A 15,365-nucleotide genomic window follows, 5' to 3' on the forward strand; every position below is an offset into this window, starting at 1 on the left:
CCGTCATGACGAAGCTGCGACTGTCCGTACTCGACCAGACCCCGGTCGGCGAGGACCACACCCCGGACCAGGCGCTGCGCGCTTCCGTGGACCTCGCCCGCGCCGCCGAAGGCCTCGGCTACACCCGCTACTGGGTCGCCGAACACCACGACTCTCCCGGCTTCGCGAGCAGCGCGCCGGAAATCCTCGCGGGCACCCTGCTCGCCCACACCTCGCGGATGCGGATCGGGACCGGCGGAGTGCTGCTGCCCCGCTACGACCCGGCGAAGGTGGCCGAGGTGTTCGGCGTACTGGCCTCCCTCCACCCGGGACGGGTCGACCTCGGCATCGGCCGGGCCGGCGGCCCCGCCCGCGACTTCCCGCAGCGGCTGGCCGGGCTGCGCGCCCTGCTGGGAGAGGGCGGAGTCGTCCCGCACGCACCGGTACCGCCGCAGATGTGGCTCCTGGGCGCGGGACGCGAGTCGGCGCGGCTGGCCGGACTGCTGGGCACCGAGTTCGCGTTCGGCCACTTCTTCTCCCCGGCGGGCGGCCAGGAAGCCTTCGAGGACTACCGCGCCCACTTCCGCACCTCCACGGGCGACCGGCCGGGCGGCGCGCTCGCGGTACGCGTGGTGACGGCGGACAGCGCCGGCCGCGCCGAGGAACTGGCCCAGAGCCTGCTGCTGTGGCGCGCCCGCAAGGACCTCGGCGAGGACGGCCCGCTGCCGTCGTACGAGACCACGCGCCGCCACCGCTGGACGGGCGCGGAACTGGAACGGGCCAAGGTGCACCGCACGGCCCTCGTCTCCGGGGCGCCGGAGCAGGTGTCCGCGGTACTGACGGCCCTCGCCGGGAGCCACGGCGTGGACGAGCTGATCGTCAACACGCTGACGTGCGACCCGGCCGACCGCCAGCGTTCGTACGAGCTGCTGTCCGAGGCCTTCGCCCTCCCGGCCCCCGATGCGCAGCAAGCGGCCCCGGTGGGGGCCGCCGGCCTCGCTCTGCGGGCCTAAGCCGGGCGGTCGAGGCCCCAGGTCTGGAGCGCGTAGGGCCGGCCCTTCTCCTCGCCCGTGATCAACGGCACGTCGAGGAGGCGGAACCCGGCCCGGGTGGCCACGCCGACGCTGGAGGCGTTCTCGGCCTCCAGCTCCAGGACCACCCGCTCCACCCCCAGCTGCTCGAAGGCGTACGCGGCCATCACCCGCACTGCTCGGGCGGCCAGCCCCTGGCCCCGGTGCGCCGGACCGAGCACGTATCCGAGCTCCGTGCCCTCCGGTGCGCGCTTGAGCATCACCTCGCCGAGCGGGGCGCCGCCGTCGACGGTGATGGCCAGCAGGAGGGCCGTACCCTGCGTGCGCAGCTCCCGCGCCCGGGTCAGACGGTTGCGGGCGGCCTCGTCGTCGAAGGGGGAGACGATCGGCGTCCAGTACGCGATGTCCGGGTGGTCGAAGAGCTCGGGCATCGACGCCACGTCCGCCGCCGTCCAGTCGCGCAGGACCAGGCCCTCGCCCGTCAGCTCCATGCGGTCGGGAAAGGACGGCGTCGTGCTGCTCATGCTGGAGGACCTCCGTGGCCGGTGCGGGACCAGCCAAGATATCCGGTATCCGGTCATCGGATCACCGGGTTATCAGCCCGAACGTGCCCCGGCCGGATCCGGCAGAGGGGCCTAGACCGCGTACCGGTCCGGGGCGAAGAGGGACGGGTTCGCCGCGATCCAGTCCGAGGTGCGGCGCAGGCCCTCCTCCAGGCCGACCCGGGGCCGCCAGCCGGCCCAGTCGCGGGCCCGGGAGTTGTCCGACAGCAGGCGCTGGACCTCGCTGCCCGACGGGCGCAGCCGGGTCGGGTCCACCACCACCTCCGCGTCCCGGCCGGAAGCCGCGATCAGGGCCTCGGCCAGGGCGCCGACCGAGATCTCCGTACCGGTGCCGAGGTTGACCACCTCTCCCAGGGCCCGGTCGCACTCCGCCACCGCGAGGAAGCCCTCCGCCGTGTCCGTCACGTACGTGAAGTCCCGGGTCGGCGTGAGCGAGCCGAGGCGGATCTCGCGGGACCCCGCGTGCAGTTGCGCCAGGATCGTCGGGATGACCGCGCGCGCCGACTGCCGCGGCCCGTACGTGTTGAACGGGCGCACCACCGTCACCGGGAGTTCGAAGGCGTGGTGGAAGGAGAGCGCCATCATGTCCGCGCCGATCTTCGACGCGGAGTACGGGGACTGCGGCTGTAGCGGGTGGCCCTCGGAGATCGGGGCGGTCAGTGCCGTCCCGTAGACCTCGCTGGTCGACGTGTGCACGAGGCGTCGTACACCGTGCCGCCGGCAGGCCTCCGCCACGTTCTGCGTGCCCGTGACGTTCGTCTGCACGTACGCACCCGGCGAGGCGTAGCTGTACGGGATCCCGATCAGCGCCGCCAGGTGGAAGACGGTGTCGCAGCCGGCCACCGCGTCGCTGACCCGGCCCGCGTCACGGACGTCGCCCGCCCACATCTCCACCGGACCGTCCGGGTCGGCGAGGTAGCGCGCCAGGTGGCCCTTCTCGGCGTACGGCTTGTAGTGGACGAAGGCGCGCACCCGCGCACCCCGCGCCACCAGCAGGTCCACCAGCGTCGAGCCGATGAAGCCCTCCGCGCCGGTGACGAGGACGGTGCGGTCGGTCCAGCTGTTCATATGCGCTCCAGATCAGAGATGACGGGGGTGGGGACGAGGCCGGCGACGCGGAGGACTTCGGCGGCCAGCAGTTCGGCGGCCCGCGCGTGCGGGCCGGGGTCGGCGGCGCCGGCCATCGCCGACAGCCGCGCAGGGTCGGCCAGCAAGGGCCCGAGGAGGCCGGCGAGACGGTCGGCGGTGGTTTCGGCGTCGGGCAGGAGCAGTCCCGCTCCCGCGTCCGACAGCACCCGCGCGTTGTGGGTCTGGTGGTCGCCGGGCGCGTGCGGGTAGGGCACCAGGACCGACGGGACCCCGGTCGCCGCGAGCTCGGCGACGGTCGCGGAGCCCGCACGGCACACCACCAGATCGGCGGCCGCGTAGACGAGGTCCATCCGGTCCAGGTACGGCACGGCCCGAGCGATCCGCTGCCCGCCGGACGCCGCCAGCTCGGCCACCGCGTCCGGCAGCGCGGCCGGACCGGTCTTGACCAACAGCTGTACGTCGTCCCGGTACTGCCAGAGGTCGGCCAGCGCGGCTGCCGCCCGCGTGAGGCGGACCGCGCCCAGGCTGCCGCCGTTGAAGACGACCAGCCGGCGCCCCGCGGGCACCCCGAGCGCGCGCCGGGCCTCGGCGCGCAGCGCCACCCGGTCCGGTCCGGGCAGCTCCGCGAGGCCGGACAGGGCAGCCGAGATCGGCATTCCGGTGGTCAGCGCCCGCTCACCGCCCGAGAGGTGGCTCCGGCTGCGGTCGAAGGCCACCGCGACGTGCGGGGTGAGCCGGGCCGCGAACTGGTTGGCACGGCCGGGCACCGCGTTCGACTCGTGGATCACGGCCGGCAGCCCCGCCAGCCGGGCACCGAGCACGGCGGGCGCGCTCGGATACCCGCCCATGCCCACGACGACGTGGGCACCCTGCGCCCGGATCACCGAACGCGCCTGGTGCGCCGAGCGCAGCAGCGCCGCGGGGAGCAGGTACCGCTTCGCGCCCAGCGCGGGATCGAAGGGGATCATGTCGACGGTGTGCAGGCGGTAGCCGGCGCCGGGGACCAGCTCGGTCTCCAGGCCCCGCTCGGTCCCGATGAACGAGATCACGGCTCCGGGCACGGCGGCGCGCAGCGCCTCCGCGAGGGCGAGACCGGGATAGATGTGCCCGCCGGTGCCGCCCGCACCGATCACGACGGAGAGCGCCGCGGATGTGTGGGGTGTGGTGGTCATGTGCGCACACTCCCGGTGCGCCCTAAGAACGTTCTAAGAGGGCGGTTCGTGAGGTGATGTCTGTTTCCGGGTGAGGCTGTGGTGGGCTGTGGTCGTGGTGCTCGGCTGATCACTGCTTCTTGGTGAAGAAGCCGACGGTGTCCTCGGTGAGGATGCCCAGCTTGACCAGGCGTTTCAGCTTGCCCCGTGTGCCTTCGATGTTCTTCGGCAGCGGTTCACGGTCGAGGGCATCGCAGATTTCCTGGGACCGCAGTGGCCCCGTCTCGTCGTTGAAGACGGCGAGGATACGGGGGTAGTCGGGGTGTTGGGGCAGATCTGGCAGGCCGGTCGGGAGCCGGTCGGCGAGGCCCGTGACAATTCTCCGGGTGATGGCGAGGTGCTCGAGGTGAGTCTCGGCTTCCCGCAGCTGGGCCGTGAGTTCGTCGATTTGGGTGCGGAGGTCGTCGGCCAGGGCCTGAGCTGCGTTCTCCTGGATGTCGAGAGCGTCGAGGAGGGGCTGGATGTTCACGCGGCCACTGTTTGCGGATCGCGCCAGGTGGGTGTGGCCGTCCCGGTGAGGCGGCGGGCCATGACGTGGGTCATGGCCCAGTAGACACGGGAGGCTGACGAGGCCGGACGGTGTTCGTAGTCGCGGACAGGCGCCGGTGCAGTATCAGGGTCCCGTAGGTCTGCTCGACCCGCCATCGCTTGGGCTGCGGCACGAACCCCGTCGCCTGCGGATTGCGCCGGACGGTCTCGACGTCGATACCCAGGCGGGTACCGTGCATGATGACGTGGCTCTTGAAGCCCTGGTCGACCAGGGCCTTGCTGACGGTGCCGCCGGTGTTCTGGGAGACCTGGTCGAGCAGGGCGGTGCCGGCGGTGTTGTCGTGCGTGTTCGCGGCGAGGACGATGACGGCGATGACCAGGCCGAGGACGTCCACGGCCAGCCCCCGCTTGCGGCCCGTGACCCGTTTCGCCGCGTCCCGGCCTGTGGTCGAGGCGGGGACCCCGGCGGCCGCGTGAACACTCTGGGTGTCCAGGACCACCAGGGTCGGGTCCTCTAATCGACGGGCCTTCTCACGGACCTGACAGCGTAGGAGCTCGTGGATGACCTGGTCGGTCCCATCGTCCCGCCAGGCCGCGAAGTAGTAGTACGTCGCGCTCTTCTGGGGCAGATCGTGCGGGAGATAGGCCCACTGGCAACCGGTCCGGCCTGGTAGAGGATCGCGTTCACGATCTCCCGCATCGCGTAAGCGCCCTGGTGGCCGCTGACCGAGCGGTGCCGGTCCTTCCACGCCGTGATCACCGGCTCGATCAACGCCCACTGCCCGTCCGATAAGTCACTCGGGTACGGCTTGCGTTCAGTCACCTCGTCACATCAACAGATCGGAGAGCGGGAATCGGCGGATTCAGCCCCCACCCACACCATCGGGCGACACCAGAACCACCCGAAGACTCACGAACCGCCCTCTCAGAGTCCTACCCCTCCACAGTGCTCCGAGAAGACCTGGTTGCCGGCCTTGACGCCGTCGACTGCCGCCACGACATCAACGACCGCCTCACGTTCGGAGAACAATCCAGCATCCTCACCCACCCCGCGAATGTCTGCGCGGTGTTCTTCACGCCTCGCCGTGACGACCACGTGCCCCTTCGTGAACGCCACTACCTCGGCGTGATCCATAAGCACACCGCTTGAGCGTGAACGTCACGAGATCCCGTTCCGCCGCAAGGCGGGGCGGGATCTCGGCGTTTGCGGGGTGTGTTCGACGTGGTGTCCGATTGCTCGGCCTGCCGCGGTCACTGACCGGGCGTCGGCCGGAGAGGGTTGCCGGGGGTGTCGAGGACGGCGCCGAAGGCGAGTTGCGGATGCCGGCTGACGCGCTTCCCTTCCAGGAGATGTCCGGCGGGGCGCTGCCGGGAAGCAGCGATCACCAGGGTGGCGGAGTGCCCGAAGACGCCGTCGCTGGAGCCGCCGCAGTGATGCCGGCCCGCCGTGATCTCGACCGACGACAGGTCCTTCCAGTCCGGGTGGGGCTGGTGCCATGCGGGGAACGGGGTCGTGTCGACGCCGAGGTCGCCTCGCCAGCCGCGGAAGAGCCCGCGCTGGTGAGCGAGGCGGACAGTGACCAGGACCAGCCGGTCACTGAGCTTCTTCAGCGTTGCAGCTCCAGTGTGAGGACGGCCTTGGCGATTGACGTCATGCGGTTGGGACTGCACCGGGACCTGCGGAAGATCCGCCAGGACTTCAGGCGGGCGACGCCGCGTTCGACGGGTGCCCGTGTGGCGGCCAGGGCACGGTTGCGGGTCTTCTCGGTGGGGGTCAGTTCCTGCAGGGGCCTGCGTTTGATGCCCGTGGTCAGCCATGGACCGGCGCCCTGGTAGGCGAGATCGGCCACGATGGGAACGCCCTGGCGCTCGCAGATACGGATGATCTGGTGGGTGCGGGCGGCGGTCAGGTCGTGAGTGCGGCCCGGCAGGGCGGGCGAGAGCCACAGCAGCCGGCCGCCGGGATCGGTGACGACCTGCACGTTCACGCCGTGGCGCCGGTGCTTGTGGGAGTAGTCGGCCCGGCCGTCGCCGACCCGGTCGCACTCGGCGAGGGTTCCGTCGAGCAGGACGAAGTCGGGATCATGCTCGCGCAGCGTCCTCAGCAGACCCGGCGCACGCGCGGCGAGCAGGTCGACGACCGCGCTGGTGTAGGCATGGGCGGTGGACTCGCTGATCCCGAAGCCGGCGGAGATCTTCGCCAAAGTGGTGTGCTCGCGCAGGTACACCAGTGCCACCATCGCGCGCTGGGACGGACGGAGCTTGCAGCGCCGGTCGCCCTCACGGGTGACGATCAGCATGGTGACCCACTCCACGAGTGCGTGCGGCAGGTCGATTGCGGCAGGATGGACGACCAACGAGGCCCCCGAGCAACGTGATTGAGACGTCAGACATCTCGATCAACAGCCCGGGGGCCTCGCTCGTTTCGCTTCACGGACCGTCACCCGATCGGTGGCCACATCGAAGAAGCTCACTGATCTCCTGCAGCACTCGCCGACGGCGGACCTGCTCGACTCCTGCCCCTTCCTCCCAGGCCGCGATCACGCGGTGGAGTCGGCTCTGCCGACGGCCTGGAAAGCAGTTGATCCAACTGCCCCGTGGACTCGGGGGCGGCGGTCGGGGTTATTGAGACAACTTCAGGAACGGTTTCAGCTGTAAATCTCCATGGGCGGCCGATCGAGACGCTGCTCATCTATGCTGCGCGCGAAATCTTCCCGAGTTGCGGAATGGAAGTGTCCGGTTCGCGGTGCTCTTGCAACAGCCGGAAGCAAGTTCTATTGTCTCAGCAGATTTTGGCCATGCCTCAGGGCTCAGAGGTTCCGTAGTAGCCCCGAGGGGCGTCCCTGTGTCAGTGGCGCCAATCATTTCCGGGGGGATTCAATGAAGCTCAGATCCATAATGCTGGCCATTCTGACGATAACCGGAATGGCCGTCCCTACCGCTGCCGCTGCCCCTGCAGTCGCACGCCCCGCGTCAGTCCCTGCGCCCAATGTGCTGCTTCAGCAGGTGGAAGGCGGCGTTGTCAACGATTCTCTGCGGTTGCGCAGGGAGCTTGGTTTCGAGGCCACGGAGAGCAAGCTGGCCGAAATCCTCCGGGGCCGGGAGGCCCTGACCCCTTCGGTAGGCATCCGTGAGGAGGGACTCGTCAACGAGTGGGGTTTCATTGGAACGGCTGCCGAGGCGTCGGAGATGAAGCGTCGTGACGCGCTTGTGTCCGCGGTTGAGCCCGTCGTGCGCGAATTCTCCCAGCAGGAGAAATTTGCCGGGCATTTCCTCGACAACCGCCGCGATGGACGCCTGGTCGTCCAGTTCGCCGGAGCCCTGCCGGCACCGGATCGGCAGGACGCGCTCATGAAATCAGCTCTCAATTCGGGCAGCACGGTTTCCGACGTCGAATTCCGTGTCGTCGAGCACTCCACTACCGAGCTCACCGGTGCCATGGAAGCCGTGTGGAAGTGGGCCGCCAAGGCGGATGGCACCGATATACCCGTCATCTCCGTCGAGGAAGACGTGACCACCAACGGGCTCAAGGTAGTCCTCCGCCCGGGAGTCGAGCAGGCCGGCGTACGAGATGTCCTGGCCCGGCTCGACATCCCCGCGATCATCACCGAGGGTGACGGGGCTGACGAGGCGTGTACGTCCCGCAACGCCTGTGACTCGCCCCGCCGCGGTGGTGTCGGCATCAGCAAGTCAAACTCGCTGTGCAGCATCGGCTGGGTCGTGAACCGGAGCGGTGTGCGCGGGGCGCTGACCGCCGGACACTGCTGGTGGGGCACAAACAGCGGATCGGTCGCCTCTGGGAGTGCCACCTACGGCTCCCTGACCGGCACCAATGCCCTCACGAACGGCACCCACGCCGATATGCGCTTCATCTCGATCCCCAGCGGCGGCCAGCCGTGGTTGTATCAGAATGCCGCGAACAAGGCCCGGGTGGTGACGGGATCATCGCTGGGGTCTGTCGGCTCCACCGCCTGCCTGTTCGGTCGTAACTCGGAGAATGCGCGCTGCGGGACGATCTCGTCCACCAACGCGAGCCACACCAGCAGCACTTGCGGCTGTGTCGTATACGGGCAGTCCGCGGCCTCATACTCCAGTGCGGGTGGTGACAGCGGCGGTGCCGTTGCCAGTAGCTCCACGGGCAACGTCGCACGAGGTGTGCACTCCGGATCGTTCGGAGGAGCGAAACACTACAGTTGGATCGGGTACACCTCTACGTACAACATGGGAACGCTCGCCACCGGATGACTCCGGAGCCTGCGGGAACAGGACGCCCACCATGAAGGCACGATTCTTGCTGGTCTCACTTCTTCTCGGTGGCCTGATGGCCTGCTCCTCGGCCTCCGGTGCCGAAGGTGATGCATGCCCCGAGTGGCCCGTCTACTCCAATCCGCAGGAAGCCCTCAAGGATGCGGATTACGTCGTTACCGCAGACGTCACGGAGCGGGTGGGGAACGAGGCGGTCTTCGGTACCGAAGCGCACGCCTATTCGGTCAGTACCAAGGGGCTTCCTGTTCTGAAGGGAGATGACATCGGTTACAGCAACCTCAAGGTCATTTCCACACCTCAGAAGTGTTCGGGCGGCGACCCCTACCCGGACGGGGATCCGCTGCGCGAGGGCCAGCGAGTCATCCTCTTCCTGACACGGGAAGACCCGGAGGGCACCTGGCGGACGATCACACCTGACCACGGGGTACTCCCGGTTGGCAGTAGCAGTGACAGCCTTCCGAGCCGCTGGCCTTCGTAGCCGCCGACCGAACGAAGCGACATGAAGCCTGCCCTCACCTTTCGAATCGGTGAGGGCAGGCTTCGCGTGCCCGTCGCCCAGCCGTCCTAGGTGCTGTCCGGAACGGGAAGCGATCACCCTTCACTTGGGAAGCGATCTTCAACGGGCCGGGACATCGGCTGGTCAGGCCCACTCGTGAACACCCCCCTAGGAGTTGTCGTCAAAGTGTCACGCCCACATCAGGAGCGAGGCGAGGGTGACGGCTGCTTGGTAGGCCTGGGCGGTCTTGTCGTATCTGGTCGCGATGCCGCGCCATTGCTTGAGTCGGTTGAAGCACCGTTCCACCACGTTGCGGTGCTTGTAGACCTGCTTGTCGAAGGCCGGCGGCCGGCCGCCCCGGCTGCCGCGCCGCGCACGGTTGCGGACCTGATCGGACCGTTCCGGGATCGTGTGCGTGATGCCGCGGCGCCGCAGCCAAGTACAGATGGCCTTCGAGCTGTAGCCCTTGTCGCCGATGACGTGGTCGGGCCGGATGCGCGGTCGGCCCGGTCCGGTCCGGGGCACTCGTATCGCGCCCATCACGGCGGTGAACTGGGTGCAGTCGTTCGTGTTCCCACCGGTCAGGACGAACGCGAGGGGTCTGCCCGTGCCGTCGCAGGCCAGGTGGATCTTGCTGGTCAGTCCGCCGCGGGACCGGCCGAGGGCCGGGCTGCGGAGCCCCCTTTTCGGGCCCCGGCCGCGTGCTGGTGGGCACGGACAACGGTGGAGTCCACCGAGACCAGCCACTCGATGTCGCCTGCCGCGTCTGCTTGCGCCTGCGCGGCCTGGAGCATCCGATCGAAGGTTCCGTCAGATGCCCACCTGCGGAAACGGGTGTGGAGGCTGGCCCACGACCCGTACCGGTCAGGCACGTCCCGCCAGGCGACCCCGGTCCGGAACTTCCACACGATCCCGTTCAGGATCGTCCGGTCGTCCAGCCGCGGCCGCCCCAGCACAGGCCGAGGCAGCAACGGCTGCACCAGTTCCCACTCGGCGTCCGACAGTTCATGGCGACGTATCACCCAACCATGATCCACAATGCAAGATCACTTTGACGACAGACCCTAGTCTCGGGTGATGGAGGACAGGGACGAACAGCAGCACCTGCATGCTCTGGTCGAGTTGCTGGAGCATGGCCGACAGTTCGAAGACCTCACAACCGCCGACCCGTCGGCCGGACCCTGGAAGCCAGCAGCGGGGAGCGACCTGGAAGACGAGGACGTCGCGGTTGCTCCCTATCATCTGTCCCACGCCGCCTGGCTCGCCCTCACCGTGGCCGGAGACCACCTACGCGCCCTGCGCACCAGCGTGCTCACCGAGGAATCCACCGACCGGGTCACGGCCACCCTGCACACCCACGCCCAGGTTTCCCTTGCCCGCGGTGTCATCGAGAACGCCGCACGTGCGGTGTGGCTGCTGGCGTCGGATGACCGCCTGATCCGCATCCAAAGGCGCCTGGCCCATAGGGTCCTCCACCAAGCTGCACGATCTCCTGGGCGGGGAGACGCCGCGGACGAAGGAGGCCCGAGAAGAGGTGAGGTTGTGTAGGCGGGCGATGCCGAGCATGGCGTGGTGGACGCCGACACCTTTGAGGCGGCAGTCGCGGAGGATCACCAGCGCATATCGATCAGAGGGGGCCTCGACGCCACTTGACAGGTTGTCGGCGTATTCCGGTGAGCGCTCCACCAAGTACGGAGATCTCCGCACCAGCGCGAGGTCGGGACAAATCAGTTCCTAACCGTGGGCGTGGTGGGTGCGGGGAGGTGCACCTCCAGCACGACTGCGGTGCCGGCCACGGTGCGGTTCTCGTGCATGTTGATCCGTTGGCCGGCTTCGACGTGCGCCCAGTCAGTGGGGGTGAGGGGAATGAGGCGGACCGTGGCTCGGCCGCCAGGCTCCAGTACGGGCACGTCCTCAACCCAGAGCCTGGCGATACTCACCGAAGTACCCCCGGTGGGTGAGAGGTTCCCGATGTCCCACATGGGCCACAGTACGCCGTGACCGGAGATTGGTGTCTTGCGTCGCGCTTCCGCGGCTGGACGGAGCATCAGATCCGCCCGGATCACCCCGTTTCGGATCTCGGAACACCGCCAGTGGCACCAAGTCGCGCTCCGCTTCAGGCGGAGTTGCTCAGCCGCCTCGGCAAGCTGCTCCCAGAACGTCAAGGGCAGCGGATGCCCGTCCCCGAGCTCCTCCAGCAGGCTCAGCGCGATCTGCCATTCGTCGTGGGCGAGGTAGTCCCAGACGTCTCGCACCGAGATGTCGTTCTCGGTAGCGACCTCTTCCGGGACCAGAAGCGAAGCCGATTCGAGCAGCTCAGTGACATCCATGCGGTCATTGTCGAGCATGTTGTCAGGCCTGTCGTCCCGCTCTCGCGCCCCATGCTGGGCCCGGGCATTGGCTGCGGGGCTGCCACCGCCGGACCACGCCAACCGCCGGACCAGGCTTCCGTGGCCGCTTCGCGTCGCCTGCGCTGTCGGCCGTGAGTTCCTGGTCGTGGGGCGTCGGCGCACCGACACCGGCCCGGTCGGCGGCGGGGCGTCACGCATCCCGACTGCGGGCAGGGCTGGGCGGCTGCCGCGGCGGCGAGGGATTCGGGGGCTGGGAGAGCGGTCGTGCTGGGCGCGCCGGGAGCAGCACGACCGTGGCAGGCGGGCAGGCGGGCAGGCGGGCAGGCGGGCAGGCGGGCAGGCGGGCAGCCAGGCAGGCCGCAGCGGCGGGCCGACAGTGCCCGCGTCCACTGGGGGCTCCGGTGGTCAGGAACCCCGGACGCCTGCGTTCCCTGCCCCGGCGCCGCCTCCGGCGTTGACGGAGACCTTCGTGGCTCCGATGCGGTGCATGCGTTCGGTGCCCCATTCCCCCAAAGAGGCCAGGGCAGCGTTGAGCGAGACGCCGGTCTCCGTCAGGGAGTACTCCACCTTCGGTGGCACCTGCCGGTACACCTCGCGGTGCACCAGCCCGTCCTCCTCCATCTCCCGCAGGTGCTGGATCAGCATCTTCTCGCTGACGCCGGGCAGGCCCCGCCGCAACTCGGCGAACCGGCGGGTTCCGTGGTGGTGCAGCTCCCACAGGATCAGCGGCTTCCACTGGCCGGAGACCACGTCCATGGCCGCGTCGATGCCGCAGAAATAGGGGCCGCGCCGTCCCGAAGTCGCCATGGGCTCCTCCTCGCCGTACTCACCTGCGGGTGAGTACCCCACTATTTAGTCCGTACTGGTCAACCTTACTGGCGGCGCGAAGAATCGAGGCGAACGACGACGACTCGACAGGAGCTCCAGGAAATGACGACCGACAACACCGGCGGCAGCGTCCAGGTGAGTGTGCTCGGGCTGGGAGCGATGGGCAGTGCCCTCTCCAGCGCCGTGGTGAAGGCCGGGTACGCGACCACGGTCTGGAACCGCTCCCCGGGGAAGGCGGACGGCCTCGTCGCGCAGGGCGCGCGGGCCGCCGCAACGGCCGGCGAAGCGGTAGGGGCCGGCGAAGTGGTGATCGCGTGCCTGCTGGACCACGCATCGGTCCGCGAGGTGCTCGCCCCGCTCGCGGGTGAGCTGGCCGGGCGAACCTTGATCAACGTCACCACGACGACCCCGGCCGAGTCCCGGGAGTTGGCCGCCTGGGCCGCCGACTCCGGTATCGCGTATCTGGACGGCGGCATCATGGCCGTACCGCCCATGATCGGCGGGCCCGGCTCCTCGGTCCTCTACAGCGGATCGGCCGACGTCTTCGAGCGGTACAAGCCGCTGCTCGACGTGTGGGGTAGCAGTACGTACTTCGGTGAGGACGCCGGGCTGGCATCCCTGTACGACCTCGCCCTGCTGGCGGGCATGTACGTCATGTTCGCCGGATTCATGCACGGAGCCGCCATGGTGGCCCCCGCCGGAGTGACCGCGCGGCAGTTCGCCGCCATGGCCGCCCCGTGGCTGACCGCCATGACCGGAGCCTTCGAGGGTTTCGCCGCGGTCATCGACGGCGGGGACTACACCGTCGAAGGACAGCAGAGCCTCACGTTCTCCAGCCTCGGTGACCTCCTGGCCGCCAGTTCCGACCAGGGCATCAGCACGGAGGTGCTCGCCATGGTCCAGGGCCTCATCCAACGCCAGATCGACGCCGGCCACGGCGAGGAAGGCTTCGCCCGCATCATCGAAAGCATCAAACAGCCGGGCTGAGCGTGCACGGCACCGGCAGTCCCCCGGCCGGGGACGGCTCCGCCGGGCCGGCGACGGGATCGTGCCGAGCTCGCACCCGTGTCCGGTGCCGAGACGGAGGCCGGCCCGGCTCCCGAAGAGATCAGGAAGGCGCCGTCGGCCCGGCAGGTCCGTCCGGCAGTCCGAGGTCCGCGCCCTGGGTGTCGAGTGCCCGGGCAGGTCGAAGCGGTGCCTTGGCTGCCCGGAAGACTGGCGATCAGGTCGGCGTGGACTCCATGGCCACGCCCAGGTTCCTCGTCGAAGTGCCGCGCCCCCGGGGCGGGGGCTTCCGGGGGCGCGGTGTGGTGGTGGGCTCTTGCCAGGTGAAGGCCGAGGACTGGTTGGGCGTGGCCGTGCAGTACGAGTGGAACGTACCGCCCCCGCCCCCGTTGGTCACCGTGAACTTGATCGACCAGTTGGTCGTGCTCGGGGCGCCCGTGAGGGCGACCGAGTCGGTCGTGCGCGGAGGAGGCGCGCTGGAGTGCCGTCGACGCCCGGGTGGCGGTGCCAGTGGCGGTCCCCGACTCCCGCGCGGTCCCGGTCGTCTGTACCCACCGCGACGAGCCGCTGGACCCTGGCCCGCTGGCGCGCCGCCGCGGCCGCGTACCCGCAACTGGCGGAGCCGGTCCAGATCCCGTTGGCCGAACTGCCGCGCACGGCGACGCTGAAGACCCGCCGGGTCGAACTCGCGCGGCGCTTTGAGGCGGGCCTGTACGAGGAGGGTGGATCGGGCGGATTCATCCCGAACCGGCACGCGTGACCGGAGTAGCTCGTACAACCGGTTCTTCGCTTGATCAGACATGTAGGATCACCGCTGCGCAGCGTCACCGGGCCCCAACTGCACGACTGGAACGCGGCGTTGCGTAGTGGGCAGTGAGAAACAGACGTCGGCTGCAGATCGGAGAGAACGTGCACACCGCCTTCGTTGCGGTCACCATCCTGGGCGTGCTCTTCAACGGCGCTGCCGCCGTCACCTACCTGATCGGCCACGACTACCCCAAGACCCAGGCCGACATGAAGGGCATCCCACGGAAGTACGTGCCGGTCCTGGGCGGGATACTGGCAGCGGGAACTCTGGGCCTCCTGGCCGGCCTGGCCGTCCCGCTCCTGAGCACGCTCGCCGCGTCCGGCCTGATCCTCTACTTCATCGGCGCGATCATCGCCCACGTTCGGGTGGGCTCCCGCGACATCGTCGGCGGCATCGTCTTCCTGGCCACAGTGGCCGCCATCCTGACCCTGAACACCCTCGACCGCGGCGCCTGGTAGGCCGCTGCCCGCAACGCCGGGCGTCGGGGCCCGATCCGGGCCACGCCGCCTGTCCCCGTCTGCCTCGGTGCAGCTGATTCGACGTCGCCGCGACCTTGTGCGTGCGAACCGACGGCGGGCGCTTCCTCCGCTGGCACCTGCTCGCCGAAGCCCGCCGCGACGTCACCCTCGTCCTGCGCGGCCGCCGCCGGGAGGCGGGTCTGTGACGCGAGGCGTCCTCACTCAGATCGCAGCCCTGCTCGCACCCCGGTTCCTGAAGACCCGGATCCTGGTACGCGTCCAACGGCCCCGCCCTCGTGGGGCGCTGCGCCACAGTCTCCACAGTTGTTCGCCGGCAAGGCGACCGGTGACCCGTCCGCGTGGACTCCCCGCTGGCAGCGGACGGACAGTGCGGTGAGGTGATCGGAACCGCGAAATCGTTGACGGTACGCACGGAGCAGCGCTGTGGTGATGCCGGCGGTTGCCCTCACCGCCATCGGGCTCACCAGCGACCAGCGGCTGGTCGAGTTCGACGTGAGGAAGCCCTCGAGGACCTGTTCCCACCTGGACGTCCCTCCTTGGACCATCAAGATCCATTGTCAGGGTGTCCACTCCAAGGGATCAGCCTCATGAGGACCGCGGCATCGGCATTGACGTAGTAGCTGTCCCTCACCCCGCTGAACTTCTCCTGGCCGGCGGTGTCCGGGCGACAGTGGATACAGGCCGGCACGCCCTCGGCCAGGAACTGGCGCACCTGCTCGGGCGGCCGGAGCGCAGCGCGTGCCGGTCCCGCGCGCGACCAGCCACGGCGG

15 protein-coding genes and 4 pseudogenes are annotated in these 15,365 nt (G+C 69.3%); 8 read left to right on the forward strand and 11 right to left on the reverse strand.

The annotated features are described in order from the left end of the window. Positions 1–5 precede the first annotated feature (5 nt). Positions 6–992 (forward strand): LLM class flavin-dependent oxidoreductase, encoded by a 987-nt coding sequence (locus OG594_RS15565; RefSeq protein ID WP_266599228.1) that lies wholly within the window; start codon positions 6–8, stop codon positions 990–992. Here OG594_RS15565 and OG594_RS15570 read toward each other — a convergent pair. From OG594_RS15570 to OG594_RS15590, 5 genes and pseudogenes are all read right to left on the reverse strand, one after another. Continuing rightward, positions 989–1,534: a GNAT family N-acetyltransferase gene (locus tag OG594_RS15570; RefSeq protein WP_266599230.1), complete on the reverse strand. Its 546-nt coding sequence runs from the start codon at positions 1,532–1,534 to the stop codon at positions 989–991. The two genes, OG594_RS15565 and OG594_RS15570, sit on opposite strands and share 4 nt — an antisense overlap. A 111-nt stretch (positions 1,535–1,645) precedes the next feature. Next, entirely contained in the window at positions 1,646–2,641 is a 996-nt protein-coding gene (locus OG594_RS15575; RefSeq protein WP_266599232.1) for an SDR family NAD(P)-dependent oxidoreductase, read from the reverse strand. After that, positions 2,638–3,834 (reverse strand): glycosyltransferase, encoded by a 1,197-nt coding sequence (locus OG594_RS15580; protein WP_266599234.1) that lies wholly within the window; start codon positions 3,832–3,834, stop codon positions 2,638–2,640. Before OG594_RS15580 ends, OG594_RS15575 begins: the two co-directional genes overlap by 4 nt. Before the next feature lie 109 nt (positions 3,835–3,943). Beyond that, complete coding sequence (locus OG594_RS15585) at positions 3,944–4,342, reverse strand: hypothetical protein (protein WP_266599236.1); 399 nt, start codon at positions 4,340–4,342, stop codon at positions 3,944–3,946. Further along, positions 4,339–5,185: pseudogene (locus OG594_RS15590) on the reverse strand (IS5 family transposase). The gene OG594_RS15585 and the pseudogene OG594_RS15590 overlap by 4 nt, the downstream one beginning before the upstream one ends. A gap of 123 nt (positions 5,186–5,308) precedes the next feature. Here OG594_RS15590 and OG594_RS15595 point away from each other — a divergent pair. Then, complete coding sequence (locus tag OG594_RS15595) at positions 5,309–5,512, forward strand: hypothetical protein (protein WP_266599238.1); 204 nt, start codon at positions 5,309–5,311, stop codon at positions 5,510–5,512. A 101-nt stretch (positions 5,513–5,613) separates the two neighbouring features. On the opposite strand, the gene OG594_RS15600 is transcribed toward OG594_RS15595, so the two are convergent. After that, entirely contained in the window at positions 5,614–6,033 is a 420-nt protein-coding gene (locus OG594_RS15600; RefSeq protein WP_266603166.1) for a hypothetical protein, read from the reverse strand. Then, the gene (locus OG594_RS15605; RefSeq protein ID WP_266599240.1) at positions 5,970–6,719 is read right to left on the reverse strand and encodes a transposase; all 750 of its coding nucleotides are present in this window, start codon (positions 6,717–6,719) and stop codon (positions 5,970–5,972) included. Before OG594_RS15605 ends, OG594_RS15600 begins: the two co-directional genes overlap by 64 nt. Before the next feature lie 634 nt (positions 6,720–7,353). Here OG594_RS15605 and OG594_RS15610 point away from each other — a divergent pair. Together OG594_RS15610 and OG594_RS15615 are read left to right on the forward strand one after the other, a co-directional pair. Beyond that, the gene (locus tag OG594_RS15610) at positions 7,354–8,607 is read left to right on the forward strand and encodes a S1 family peptidase (protein ID WP_266599242.1); all 1,254 of its coding nucleotides are present in this window, start codon (positions 7,354–7,356) and stop codon (positions 8,605–8,607) included. Positions 8,608–8,638: 31 nt separating this feature from the next. Further along, a complete protein-coding gene (locus OG594_RS15615) occupies positions 8,639–9,106 on the forward strand; it encodes a hypothetical protein (protein ID WP_266599244.1) in 468 nt (155 codons plus the stop codon). Between the two features lie 207 nt (positions 9,107–9,313). On the opposite strand, the pseudogene OG594_RS15620 reads toward OG594_RS15615, so the two are convergent. After that, a pseudogene (locus OG594_RS15620) lies at positions 9,314–10,143 on the reverse strand (IS5 family transposase). Positions 10,144–10,201: 58 nt separating this feature from the next. Between OG594_RS15620 and OG594_RS15625 the strand changes: the two are divergent. Continuing rightward, entirely contained in the window at positions 10,202–10,672 is a 471-nt protein-coding gene (locus OG594_RS15625) for a hypothetical protein (protein WP_266603168.1), read from the forward strand. Here OG594_RS15625 and OG594_RS15630 read toward each other — a convergent pair. From OG594_RS15630 to OG594_RS15640, 3 genes and pseudogenes are all read right to left on the reverse strand, one after another. Beyond that, positions 10,658–10,735: pseudogene (locus tag OG594_RS15630) on the reverse strand (IS5/IS1182 family transposase); the annotation flags it as partial. The gene OG594_RS15625 and the pseudogene OG594_RS15630 overlap by 15 nt on opposite strands. A gap of 116 nt (positions 10,736–10,851) precedes the next feature. Then, a complete protein-coding gene (locus OG594_RS15635) occupies positions 10,852–11,472 on the reverse strand; it encodes a hypothetical protein (protein ID WP_266599246.1) in 621 nt (206 codons plus the stop codon). Positions 11,473–11,880: 408 nt separating this feature from the next. Next, positions 11,881–12,282 carry a helix-turn-helix domain-containing protein gene (locus OG594_RS15640; protein WP_266599248.1) on the reverse strand — a complete coding sequence of 134 codons (402 nt, stop codon included), beginning with the start codon at positions 12,280–12,282 and terminating at the stop codon, positions 11,881–11,883. A gap of 123 nt (positions 12,283–12,405) precedes the next feature. Here OG594_RS15640 and OG594_RS15645 point away from each other — a divergent pair, with 123 nt between their 5' ends. The 3 genes and pseudogenes from OG594_RS15645 (at position 12,406) to OG594_RS15655 (ending at position 14,574) form a co-directional block, all read left to right on the forward strand. Next, on the forward strand, positions 12,406–13,290 hold the full coding sequence (locus tag OG594_RS15645; RefSeq protein WP_266599250.1) for an NAD(P)-dependent oxidoreductase: 885 nt from the start codon (positions 12,406–12,408) through the stop codon (positions 13,288–13,290). Between the two features lie 537 nt (positions 13,291–13,827). Further along, a pseudogene (locus OG594_RS15650) lies at positions 13,828–14,068 on the forward strand (hypothetical protein); the annotation flags it as partial. Between the two features lie 149 nt (positions 14,069–14,217). Then, positions 14,218–14,574: a DoxX family protein gene (locus tag OG594_RS15655; RefSeq protein ID WP_266602924.1), complete on the forward strand. Its 357-nt coding sequence runs from the start codon at positions 14,218–14,220 to the stop codon at positions 14,572–14,574. The last annotated feature ends 791 nt before the right edge of the window (positions 14,575–15,365 follow it).

The organism is Streptomyces sp. NBC_01214 (assembly GCF_026340975.1).
Lineage (GTDB): Bacteria > Actinomycetota > Actinomycetes > Streptomycetales > Streptomycetaceae > Streptomyces.